The 11,872-nt window shown below is 38.2% G+C and carries 8 protein-coding genes and 1 pseudogene; 4 read left to right on the top strand and 5 right to left on the bottom strand.

What is annotated here, in order from left to right:
- A pseudogene (locus tag DPX34_RS22105) lies at positions 1-388 on the top strand (IS4 family transposase); the annotation flags it as partial.
- Between the two features lie 310 nt (positions 389-698).
- On the opposite strand, the gene DPX34_RS17670 reads toward DPX34_RS22105, so the two are convergent.
- Together DPX34_RS17670 and DPX34_RS17665 are read right to left on the bottom strand one after the other, a co-directional pair.
- A complete protein-coding gene (locus tag DPX34_RS17670) occupies positions 699-1,703 on the bottom strand; it encodes a FecR family protein (RefSeq protein ID WP_111979767.1) in 1,005 nt (334 codons plus the stop codon).
- A gap of 22 nt (positions 1,704-1,725) precedes the next feature.
- Positions 1,726-3,078 (bottom strand): tetratricopeptide repeat protein, encoded by a 1,353-nt coding sequence (locus DPX34_RS17665; protein WP_111979766.1) that lies wholly within the window; start codon positions 3,076-3,078, stop codon positions 1,726-1,728.
- 299 nt (positions 3,079-3,377) lie between these two features.
- On the opposite strand from DPX34_RS17665, the gene DPX34_RS17660 reads away from it, so the two are divergent.
- The gene (locus tag DPX34_RS17660; RefSeq protein ID WP_157964780.1) at positions 3,378-4,196 is read left to right on the top strand and encodes a transporter substrate-binding domain-containing protein; all 819 of its coding nucleotides are present in this window, start codon (positions 3,378-3,380) and stop codon (positions 4,194-4,196) included.
- Between the two features lie 53 nt (positions 4,197-4,249).
- Here DPX34_RS17660 and DPX34_RS17655 read toward each other — a convergent pair whose 3' ends face one another.
- Complete coding sequence (locus DPX34_RS17655) at positions 4,250-4,855, bottom strand: DUF938 domain-containing protein (RefSeq protein WP_111979764.1); 606 nt, start codon at positions 4,853-4,855, stop codon at positions 4,250-4,252.
- Between the two features lie 56 nt (positions 4,856-4,911).
- Positions 4,912-6,075 carry a GNAT family N-acetyltransferase gene (locus tag DPX34_RS17650; RefSeq protein ID WP_232824788.1) on the bottom strand — a complete coding sequence of 388 codons (1,164 nt, stop codon included), beginning with the start codon at positions 6,073-6,075 and terminating at the stop codon, positions 4,912-4,914.
- A gap of 180 nt (positions 6,076-6,255) precedes the next feature.
- Here DPX34_RS17650 and DPX34_RS17645 point away from each other — a divergent pair, with 180 nt between their 5' ends.
- Together DPX34_RS17645 and DPX34_RS17640 are read left to right on the top strand one after the other, a co-directional pair.
- Complete coding sequence (locus DPX34_RS17645) at positions 6,256-6,810, top strand: DUF3592 domain-containing protein (RefSeq protein ID WP_111979763.1); 555 nt, start codon at positions 6,256-6,258, stop codon at positions 6,808-6,810.
- Positions 6,811-6,864: 54 nt separating this feature from the next.
- Positions 6,865-7,476 (top strand): rhomboid family intramembrane serine protease, encoded by a 612-nt coding sequence (locus DPX34_RS17640; protein WP_157964779.1) that lies wholly within the window; start codon positions 6,865-6,867, stop codon positions 7,474-7,476.
- A gap of 383 nt (positions 7,477-7,859) precedes the next feature.
- Here the strand turns inward: DPX34_RS17640 and DPX34_RS17635 are convergent, their stop codons facing one another.
- On the bottom strand, positions 7,860-11,810 hold the full coding sequence (locus DPX34_RS17635; protein ID WP_198673745.1) for a non-ribosomal peptide synthetase: 3,951 nt from the start codon (positions 11,808-11,810) through the stop codon (positions 7,860-7,862).
- Positions 11,811-11,872: the final 62 nt, after the last annotated feature.

Here is an 11,872-nt window from a genome sequence, read left to right as displayed (position 1 = left end):
CCGATTAAGGTGGCAAATTGAGTTATTGTTCAAAGAGCTTAAATCGTATTGCAACCTTAAAAAATTCAGCACACAAAAAGAGCCTATTGTTTGCGCCTTAATCTATGCCAGCTTCATCACTGTGTTACTAAAAAGGATGATGGCATTTGCAACAGAGGCATTAAAATCTTTATGGATATCGACACAAAAAGTGGCGAGGTCCGCACCAACATGGCTATCACTGTTAGTTAATAAACTGAGTCAACATCATGCAGTAGCGATAGCAGTGGAGGAATGCGTAGAACTAATATCAAAGCTATGTCCACGCGCCCACCCCAAGCGAGATTTGAAAGATGGGCTATATCAATTCGGTGTTACATCCTTGGTTGAGAATAACGGGATTGATTAATAAGTGAGCTTAAGTACCTACATATGAAACAGACTTAGATACCGCGTAGGCTAGGTTGGTTAAATTAAACTATTTTGGGTAGGATATTTTAGCCACGCAGTGGTGTAAGACGCTATTATTTGACACATATTTTGTTGCGCACCCGCTATCCGGCTTACGCCACAATGTGGCTAAACCGGTCTACAAGGTTGTTTAAACAATGCTATTTAAACAATGCAGCCCCCACGATAAAGTCGCGTTTGATAAATTAATTTAACATCGAGCATGGCCTTATCCCTTATCCCTTATCCCTTATCCCTTAACGCTAACGTTAATTAGCGCCGCCTTCGCTACCTGTGCCGCCGGTTGTTCCGGTTATGTCATCTGTTGTGTTGTCATCATTATCACCGTTTTTGCTTGTATCAATTGGGTTTACAATGGCTTCAACGCGCGTTAGTTCGGCAGGGTTGATCGGGGCTATTTGAACAACTTGTTGAGTTAATTGCGGTAAGGCATTTTGTGTATTATTTCGGGATGGCATATCTTGGTTCGGATTATTGTTATTAGCCCGTTCTTCATTTTGGTTAGTTGGCAAAGCCGGTGGCAGTTTATTGGTTAGTGCTGTTCTTGTTTGACCTGTTTGAGGCGCTTTATCTGCATTGTTATTATTAGAGCCTGTGGGCTGTTTTGATGCTGCGTTATCTTGTGGTTTCACATTCAGGCTATGACCATTATTAAATAGCGCGGGCGGCGAAAGTAAAGGCTGCACATCTCCATTTTTGCCAATCACGGCAAAATCAAAATTTTCGTTTTCACCCAGTGAAAATCCAGGGGTATCTGTATTTGAGTTAAACTCAAAATCGATAGCACCGTCCCACACCGCTAAAAATAACTGTTCATCAACTATTCTTACTTCGTAATGTGTGCCTCTAATGCCAATTGAGCCAACCGGTGTATTTAATTGATAGTTGCCACTTTCTGATTTTAATTTACCGCTAACGGCTCTGATCCCGCCTGATACTAATGTCATGATGCTATTTTGTTTAACTGATGGATCTGAAAAATCGTATTCATCAATTTTCAATGAGGTATTACTACTCAGTGATAACATGCCACCATCTTTCATTCTGAGTTGTGTTTTGCTTTGGTCACCGGTATTTATTTCATCTTTAATAAACAGGGGTGAGCGACGTTTTAATTTACGTACGGTTTCGGTTGATGTGGCGGTTACGTCGCCTCTTGCGATGAGTGTTTTACCTATTTGTTCTTGAGCAGTCGTTATAAAGCTGGTAACTGAAAAAATTAAAAGAACCGAGAGTAGTTGAGTGAATTTCATTTTATTTCCTCAATAACGCTATTTAAAAGTGATAACGAATTTGGCTAGTGAACGTATTTTTATCGTATTGATAAATAAATTGATTACTTTCTTTGTCTAAGTATTTGGTTGAAAAAATCAAATCAGTTGAAGGCGATAAAGGGTATATAAACTTAACACTGGCGGTGATCACGTCATCGTTTCTGATATTGTTAAAAACCGGTATGTTAGCTGCGCTGACTAATGATACGTTTTTATGTTGGTAATCAATATTTTGGTATTTAAGCTGAAATAGTAATTTACCCCAATGGTCTAATTTTAACGCGTATAGTCCCGTCAGGCTCTGCCATTGACGTTCATAATGCTGAGACCCTTCAGTGAATGTTTTAGGTTTGTCAGATCCCATCCCGAATAACACTTTGTAGCTATGTTCTTCTTGGGTGTATTGATAATACAGGTTTGCATTGATTGATTTGGTGCTTAGTAAATTGTATTGCTTATTATTGCTAGACGCTAGGTTTAAGGTAGTACCAAGTAATGATGCTGTGTTTAATTGCCAATTACCGGTGCCGATTAAGCTGTAATAGTCGTGATACTCTTTACCTGCATACCAATATTTTTGGTAAAAAAGGGTTATTTGCGTATTAAATTGCGCAAAAGATTTAAACGTACCGGCTGATAGATTTAAGCTACCTGTGTCGTAATTGCTTTCTTTTTTATGTTTGTTGTTTGTAATTTGAGTAGAGAAAAATATTTGCTGACTTTTATCTATTTTTTTTCTGATTTTATAATTGGCACCTAATGAATAATGTAAATCGCTGTTTTTGTTTATACCTAAATCGGTTGCTTGATCTGCACCGGCTATTTCAAATGGAAAAGCATCATCTGAAATGCCCGAGTTAACATTACTGTCAAAGCCTAAACCGGCAAACACGTGACCTGAATGACTAACTTGTTTTGCATTGATCAGTTTTTGAATTGAAGCTAAATAATTTTGACTGGCATTACTGAGCATGGGGGAAGGTTGTAATTGTAAAACATGCTGAAATTCAGTTTGTGCTGCTTGCCAATTTTTAACTTGGTAATACGATTTTGCTAATGCAAAACGCACATTAGTATCATTGGGCATTGACTCTATAGCGCGCTCAAATGCGAATATAGCCAGTTGAACATCTCCTGCCATTAATTCGCTTAAACCATATAAATAATCAAACTCAGGTTCGCCAATATGCGAATTAAGCAATGAATTTGCCGTTTCTAGCGCTGCTTGATAATTTTGCGAGGTAATTTGTGCTGATAAAAGAGTGTAGTTTTCATCATTGGCATAAGACGTAAAAGAGGAAAAAATTAAACTAATCGTTATTACAACAGCTGAAATTGCGCTTTTTAAAACCATCTATAAATCATCCGTGTTTTTATTATATACACACCTTAAACTAAGATTAGGTTAATGCGTTATATTTTTCTAATTATATCTGTTTTTTGTAACAAGCGATTAATCGATTATTTACTAAGCTAAATCGAAAATTATGCATACTGGTATTATACTTTATCTCAATAAGTTTGTAATACGCCCAAAATGTTATGATTTATATGCCCAAAAATAAACATCACCAGCACTTAAAATCGTTTTTGAACGTGTTTGTAAGCTGCCTAGTATGCTTAACGTGTCTGTTATTGACTAGCTCTTCATTGATGGCTAAAGAAATTATTATCATCAATGATACTCAAGGCAAAAGTGAAAGGCATAAATATACGCAAGAGCTATTAGTGGCGGCTCTTGATAGCACGATTGCAAGTCATGGCCATTATGAATTTAAGCCCCTTGCTAATTTAAACCAGCCCCGAACGGCTGCCATGTTTAAATATAGAGGAGGCTTTGGCGATGTTGTGCAAGGTGCCACAAGAAAAGAGTGGGAGGATAATTTAATACAAATAAAGATACCCTTAATGAAAGGTATTTTAGGGTTGCGCGTTTTATTTATTCACAAATCATTACAACCGACGATTGCTAATATTGATTCATTAGATCAATTAAAGCGTTTGCTTGGCGGTGCCGTGTCATTTTGGTCAATCACTCAAATTTTTGAATATCACAATTTTGATATTGTAAAATTCAATCGACAAGATAGCATGTATTCGATGCTAGAGAGGAAAAGGTTTGACTACGTTAGCCGGGGTATAAATGAAGTTTTAATCGAGTTTGAGCAATATAAATCTGATAACCCAAACTTGCATATTGAAAATAATTTGCTTCTACATATTCCGTTGCCTGTGTATTTTTTTGTTAATCCCGCCAAGAAAAAATTAGCTAACCGTATAGAAATCGGTTTAAATAATATTATCGATAATGGTGTTTTTGATACTATTTTTACTAAACATTTTAAAGAAAAATTCAGTCAATTAAATTTATTAAATCGTAGGCTTTTTTCTATTAAAAACCCGAATCTAACTTCTCCTTATTATGCGTACAAACCTGAAGACTTTCAAACGTTATTTGATAACGCTAATTAAGAAGCGCGTTGACGTTTAATGTGTCTGTAGCGGGGCATGAAGCTGTCGATAGGTCATCTTTTTTTTGTAAAAACCAGTAAGCGATTATTTGCTGGCATGTCATGGTCATTCATTAAATCAAGGCCTGCTTCATTGGCTAATAAGGTAATTGCTTCTATATCGCGAATGCCACTGCCGACTCCTCTTTGTTGCAACATGCGATCAAATTGAGCATTACTTTCGCTGGTATATTTTCCTTGATAATTGAAAGGGCCATATATACAAACAGGCGCACCGATCATTAAATGGTTGCTTATGCCTTCAAAAAATTTAGTAACAAGTGGCCAACTTATAATATGCAAGGTATTGGCGGTATAAAGGCCATCAACCGGTTTGTCATTTTGGGGCATTAACCATGGGTGTTGTAAATCAATAACGATGGGTTTTTTAACATTGTGTGTATTGGCTTCTTTTAACCACAGTGTTATTCCTTCATGATTAATGGATAAATCACTGGTTTGCCAAGTTAAATGGGGAAGGTGATGACCAAAAAACGCGGCATGTTGGCCTGTGCCCGAGCCGATTTCTAATACGTGCTGAGAATTTGAGAATACGTTAGTGAGCTTATTTAATATCGGGCGTTTATTATTTTCGCAAGCTTGAGAGTAGGGTTTATTCATTATACGTTTCTATTTTATTTATACCCAAGTCACTTGGGTAATGACGGCTGATCTCGTTATTCCCGAAAAGGTAATCGGGCTTGGCATTGTTGCTGATACGTTAGCATATGCTGTTGTTCTTGTTTACAAAAATTTTTAACGGGGTGTTTAAAAGCAGGATGTTTTATCCAGTGATAAGAGTGGGTTAAAACCGGTTCAAAACCGCGTTGTATTTTGTGCTCACCTTGGGTGCCCGGATTAAACGTTTTAATATTATTTTGGATACAAAATTCAATCCCTTGGTAATAGCAAAGTTCAAAATGTAGGTTGTTGTATTGCTTTGTGCATCCCCAGTAACGACCGTATAATTGTGAATCATCATAAAAAAATAAAGCACAGGCAATATCTTCTTCACCCTTACTCGCAATAATTAATAATATATTTTCAGCCATGTTCATTAACATTTCTTGAAAAAACTCAGGGCTTAAGTGGGGTTGATGCCCTTTTTTTAAATAGGTTAGTTGGTAGGTTAAATAAAAAAAATCAATGTCTTTAGGCGTAATGTCGTTATGTTTTAACTGCCTAATTTTAAGCCCTTGCTCAGTAATCGATAATCGTTCTTTGCGTGTGTTTTTTCTTTTGCGAGAGGTAAATAAATTAAGAAAGTCGTCAAATTTTTTATATTCACGATTAAACCAATGAAATTGAACCGTATTGCGTTCATAAACATCTTCAGGTAAATCTGCTTTAATTTTAGGGCAATATAAAATATGCCAACTGTTAATGTTTTTATGTTCGCAATGGTCAATTAAAGGCGTAAAAAAATCTGTAATATCATGTGTTGAAGACAATATTTTTTCGCTGGTCACGGGAGTAAACGGGATCGTTGCAACCAACTTAGGATAATAATCTATGCCATTTCGCTTGAATGCTTCTGCCCAATCCCAGTCAAACACATATTCGCCCCAAGAGTGGTTTTTTAAATACATAGGGATAATGGCGGTTATGTCGTTTTCATGTTTAGCAACCAAATGATGCGGTTGCCAACCTTGTTTAGCACTCACCGAACAACTGTTTTCAAGAGCATTAAAAAAGTCATATTTCAAAAAAGGACAAGAAGCGGTATTTAAATTATGCCAATCAACTGAGCTAATATTATTGATCGCCGTTATTAAGTTAATTTGTATGTCGGTATTCAATATAACATTCTCTTTTGACTGTGTTGTTGTTCGGTTTTTCATCAATATACGAGTGAGCTTAAGCGTACATCGGCTAAGACTTAATATATCATAACGGCCATCACCACGATGTTATAATAATGACTTAAGAACGTGTTATTTTGTGTCTATTTCTTGTTTATGCCTTCTTACGTTATTCTTGATCGCTGTTAGGGTTCTGTCTTGATTTAAAGGTTAGTCATCTTGTTAAAAATAATTATTGATACGGCGAGAGGTCGAACTAAATACTCAACTTATTTTTTGTTGATTGTGATGTTGATCATACCTACCGCTTTTTTCACTCATTATGAATGGTTAAATGGCTTAGCTTGGTTGTTGTTAATAACATTAGGCGCATTTATATTTATAACGGGTTTATATACCCGCCAAGAATCGATAAATAGTGTTAATTGGCCAAAAGCAGAGGCTTACGGTTTAAGCTGCTCTTTGAATTATATAAATCCTAATTCGAAAAAATATATACCGGTAATTAAATGTAAATTTATGGTGAAAGGTGTTGAATATACCGGAGCAGAATATGATTTTAGTGCTCGTTATACGCTAAAAGATGAAGCCGATGAGAAAATCAATTGTGTTAAAGCGATGGAGCCGCTGTTTGTCTATTATAAACCTTCTGATCCAACCATTAGTGTTATTAAACCGGGCGTTCATTCCATACCGTACATCCGTTTGATTTTTGGCGTGTTGATGGTCATTATGCCCATACTTATAGGGTCTGGTTTAATTGTATTAAACTAGTTAACAACTAAAACCCGTTAACCGACAGGCTCGTTAGCTATAATGGATAATTCAATGAGATTCTACGTCCCTGTTTTTACTTTATTACTTTGTTTATTGATATTTTGCATTTCATCTTTTGTTGCGTTTGAGGTGCATGGTTCAATTTTTAGTAAAGTTAAAATGTTAGTGCTAAAGCAATATGGAGGCGTCACGTATCAGCAATTAGGTCAGTTTGAATTTTGGCGTTTGTTCACTTCTCAACTTGTCCATTCTAAACCAATTCATATGCTTTTTAATGTAGTGTCATTACTGTTTATCGGCTATTTTGTTGAGAAGCAAATTGGCGGTAAAAATTTTATAACGCTATTTTTTGTCTCAGGCATTATTGGCACGTTAGCCAGTGTTTTACCCGTACCTGCACCTTATGATATTGGGACGGGTGCTTCTCAAGCCGTTTTTGGGATTATTGCTTGTGGCGTTGTTGTGATGGTTAAAGGGGTAAATCATTCTATCTGGCTAAAGTGTGCGCTGCTATTTTGCATTATACCAGCGATGACGCTCGATTTTATTTATGCGGGTTATCCTAAGGTGGGTCATCTTGTCGGTTTTGCAACTGGTTTGGCGATGAGTTTATATTGGCTACCGCCCTTTAAACTTTCAAATGTTCAAAAAATTAATCGCTAATAGTCTAGGGCGTGTTTATCTTTTGTGTATGCTTTTGCAGCCGTATTTGCACGATTTATACAAGGCAGAGCGATTGCGGTGTCGTTATTCTACATAAAAGAGCGATAAAGATTTTATGCTCCTGCAAAGTCACCTTACCCCACATCTATGTGGGGCAAAGACTTTATGCTCCTGCAAAGTCACCTTACCCCACATCCATGTGGGGCAACGTAGTAGAAAGAGTGCAAATGCGCTGCCCTTTGGGTTCAATCCAAAACGTTTTGCTCTTTGTTATTGGCTTTTGACGTAGAACCACTATGCCATCAAGCCAATGCCGCGATCAAAACGCTTTGGAATTGAACAAAATCTATACGACAAAGATAAACACGCCCTAGCTAAATCGCCTAATGTTTTTTATTGCCTTTAGTGAGTCTAGTTAAGCGTGTAAATATTTCTGCTAATCCATTTACATGTTTTTCAGTAAATAGAGAGCCATGAAACCCCGGAATGGTGACTTCATTTAATTGTTCACCTAGCAACTTTCGCCACGGTTTTAGTAAAAAGTAATACCACCGTTTTAAACCTGATGAGGCGACTAAGGTTATAGGTTGTGACAATGATTTTGGCTGGTAATGACGCAACGCGTTAATTTGGCTGTTTAACCCATTGTCACTAAACAAAGAGCCTAATGAACGTTGATTAACATTTAACTCTTGTAAGCCAAGGCGTTTAACTAGCCAGCCCGCAACTTGCCATATGGGGGTGCGGCGAACAAACCAATTGGGATACGTGGAATCAATGAGAATAATATTGTTAAAGGTGAAGTCGAGGTCTATTAATGCGTTAGCGGTTTCTAAAATAGAGATACCACCCACAGAAAATCCTGCCAGTATAGGCGGCGTATCATGGTGATTGGTTGTTATTAGCTTGGCATATTGGCTCGCCAATTGTTCAAGTGTATCAAATGCGTCACCTGATGAGGTGATAGGCGGTTGCAACATTTTTATATGGAAATGTTGACCTAATGCTTTAGCTAACAGTTTAAAACGTAGCGCGTCGCCGTGTCCTGATGCAGCTAAATAAATACAGGTGCCTTGTTGATGTTCACTTAAATTAATTTGTAATGTGGGTGATTTATTAGCAAGGGCTTGCGCCAATGTACTCACTGTTGGGTGTTGTAGCATCGTAGCCAGTGGCAACCGGTAACCCAGTTGCGACTCAACACCCGTTAGTAGCTGTAAAGCCCCAAGTGAGTCGCCACCACATTGAAAAAAATCACTGTTAACATGCAGGTTTTCGATTTTTAGCGTATCACGCCATAATGTTAATAATAGCTGCTCAATAGGCGTTTCGGGTTGGCAAGTTGTTTTGTTTATTGCCTGTTCCGTGATATTTGCAATTGGGTCGGCTACTAATGCCTTATAGTCTAGCTTTCCGCCGGGTTGACGGGGTAATGTTTTAACAAGGGTAAAATCAATGGGTACCATATAAGCCGGCAGAGTTTTGAGTAAGCTTGTTTTGATATTTTGCGCTATGTTGGTTAGCTGCGTTTTGTTGGTTGTCGACTCGGTTAGTTCAATCCAACCTTGTAACTGTTCATTGACTAATTTAACGGCTGCCCCTTCTATAAAACAAAGCTGACATAATGCGGCTTCTACTTGGCTTGGTTCTACTCTTTGTCCTCTTACTTTAAGCATATTGTCAATACGACTGACAAATTGTAATTGTTCATTGTGATCCCAATAGCCTAAGTCACCACTTTTAAACATTTTGCCATTAGATGAGAAGGGGTCGGTTATATATTTTTTTGCTGTGAGCTGTGGTTCATTTAAATAACCACTGGCTATTGCACTTCCGCCGACGTAAATTTCGCCGGTAACGCCTTTTGGTAAAGGTTGTAAGTATTTATCAAGTACATATAAGCGGCTATCGTCTATTGGCAAACCAATAGGAACTTGATCTGAACAGGTTTCACCATCAAAACGGTAATAGCTGGCAAAAATGGTTGTTTCTGTTAATCCCCAAAAGTTGTATACCTGTGCACCGGTTTGGTCGGTAAATTCTTGTGCTATTTGTTTTGTTAACCGTTCGCCACCACAACCCACTGCTTTTATTTTTAGTTTTGGATGGTTCTTTGCTGTTTGACAAAAATAGCGTAACAACGTGGGTACAGTCGAAAAATAAGTCGCGCCAAATAGCTCGGCATAGTAAGCAATTTTACCGGGTGCTAAGGTTTCTGCTGGCGGTAATGCCAAACTACCCCCATGGGTTAAGGGTAATAAAATCTCCATTAAGCAAGGGTCAAACGTTAATTGAATCGACTGTAACGCGATGTCATCAACACCAAAGTTAACGTTACGCCCTAGCCACGCCATGCGTTTGGCTAATCCCGAATGGGTCATTACGACGCCTTTGGGATCGCCTGTTGAGCCAGAAGTAAACAATACAACGGCTGCTGAATCTGGCTTGATTACAATATTCGGGTTTTGGTCTGAAGTGTTGGTTTGAGTTAATAAAGGTGCGTTAGCATCATCAATGGTGATTGTTTTTAGGGTGAGTTGCTGCGCAATTGCGAGCGATTGTTGCGTAATTAAAGTCACTGGTGATGTGCAGTGCTTAAGCATTTTACCCATACGAGCTGGATCCGTGTTTGGGTCAATTGGTAAAAAAGCGCCACCTATTTTAGCGACGGCAAAAAAGGCAATAATGGTTTGGGGTAAACGGGGAGCAATAACCGCAACAATATCTTGTTTTACACCTTGTTTTAGTAGTTCATTAGCCAGTCGATTAGCATGCATGTTAAAGGTTTGATAATCCATCGCCTTTTGTTTGCCATCGGCAAGCCAACGCAATGCAATGTTATGCGGCTGCTGTAACGCAAATTGCTCAAAGGTATTTATAAAGGCCTTTATATCAGTGTGGCATAGCACATCAGCGTGTTTTGTTATGAGTAATTTTTTGTGCTCTTGCGGTGTTAATAAAGGCAATGTGCCTAGGCTTTGTTCTGGTTGGTTTATTATATTCAGCAATAAGTGATGCAGCCTGTGTGTTGTTTGCTCAGTTTCATGTTGGGTAAAGTAATCTGAACTGGCTTCTAACACCAATTCGACAGGTGCTTGCTCATGAAATTCACACACATTGACTAACAGCGGAAAGCGCGCATTCGCGGCCAAAAGTTGTCTAGGTTGACGCAATTGTGCTTGATCAAAATATACATTATAACTGTGTGGCTCAAACGACAGTAATACATCAAACATGCTATCGCGCCCTGTATTTAGCAGGTCTAATTTTTTTGTTAAATGATAAAGCGGGTAACGGGTATGGCGGTATACACTGCGCAGCTCTGCGGCAATTTCACTTAATAATTGATACACGTTTTTATTATTGTTGATGGTTACTTTAAGTGGTAAAACCGCAGAAAATGTGCCTAAGGTGCTTTTAAAGCGTTTACCTTTTCGGTTAAGCACCGGTACACCCATCACGATCTCGTTTTTGTTATGTACTCGACATAAATATATAGCGACAACGGCAATAAAAAGATGGTACACCGTGACTTTATTGTCTTTAGCGAATTCGGTTAATGCATCATATTCTACACGCGGTAATAATTCGTAATAATGATGTCCTAAAGGTAACTGACCGGCCTTAGATTGCTTGGTTAATTTTGACAATATCGCTGGGGGCAGAGTCGGTAATGCTTGGTGCCAATATTCGGCGTCTTTTTGATAGGTACTCGAGTCTAAATAAGCTAGTGAATCGTCAATATATGATTGATAACTAGGTGCATCAATCGGTGCTGGTGTTTGTTCATTCGCTAAAGCGCAATGTATTGCACTCCACTGTTTAAAAAATGCCGAGGTGCCAAAACCGTCCATCACCAAATGATGGAATTTAATCCACAGCGCATGGCATTCATGATTTAACTGCCAAACATAGATACACCAGGGTCTATTTTTACCATCTAGCACAAAAGGCTGTTTCATGTGTTCGGCAATCATTTGGGTGAGGGTGTCTTCTTGGTTTTCAACCGTTGATAAGTCGGCATATTTAATAAGCTTATCTGGCCATTGTGTTACTAAACATTGTTTTCCGTCGGCTGTTGGGCATAACCGTAATGCTTCACTCTGTGTTGTTAAATATTGCAAAGACTGTTCAAGTAAGGGTAAATTTAATTTTCCATATACTTTGCTTCTGCCGCCAATATTTAAGTGCGCACTATCAGGCCATGATTGTTGATCAACCCAAATTTGATGTTGGCTTGGGGCTAGGGGCAAAATAATATCGTTGCTGTTGTTTAAGTTGATATGGTCTAGGTCGGTATGGTTTAAGTCGATATGGTTTAAGTCGATCGCCATGAGTCGCTCCTTGAGCATCGAATGATTTAATGGTAACGACTAGAGTGATCCTAAATGGACTC

Source organism: Algibacillus agarilyticus (assembly GCF_003286125.1).
Taxonomy (GTDB): domain Bacteria; phylum Pseudomonadota; class Gammaproteobacteria; order Enterobacterales; family Alteromonadaceae; genus Algibacillus; species Algibacillus agarilyticus.
This window is presented reverse-complemented; position numbering and strand designations above follow the sequence as displayed.

Bases quoted from the DNA above. Each gene is read 5' to 3' on its own strand.
- DPX34_RS17640 (WP_157964779.1), top strand. From the start codon at position 6,865: ATGAGATTCTACGTCCCTGTTTTTACTTTATTACTTTGTTTATTGATA.
- DPX34_RS17650 (WP_232824788.1), bottom strand. From the start codon at position 6,075: ATGAAAAACCGAACAACAACACAGTCAAAAGAGAATGTTATATTGAAT.
- DPX34_RS17635 (WP_198673745.1), bottom strand. From the start codon at position 11,810: ATGGCGATCGACTTAAACCATATCGACTTAAACCATACCGACCTAGAC.
- DPX34_RS17665 (WP_111979766.1), bottom strand. From the start codon at position 3,078: ATGGTTTTAAAAAGCGCAATTTCAGCTGTTGTAATAACGATTAGTTTA.
- DPX34_RS17670 (WP_111979767.1), bottom strand. From the start codon at position 1,703: ATGAAATTCACTCAACTACTCTCGGTTCTTTTAATTTTTTCAGTTACC.
- DPX34_RS17655 (WP_111979764.1), bottom strand. From the start codon at position 4,855: ATGAATAAACCCTACTCTCAAGCTTGCGAAAATAATAAACGCCCGATA.
- DPX34_RS17660 (WP_157964780.1), top strand. From the start codon at position 3,378: ATGGCTAAAGAAATTATTATCATCAATGATACTCAAGGCAAAAGTGAA.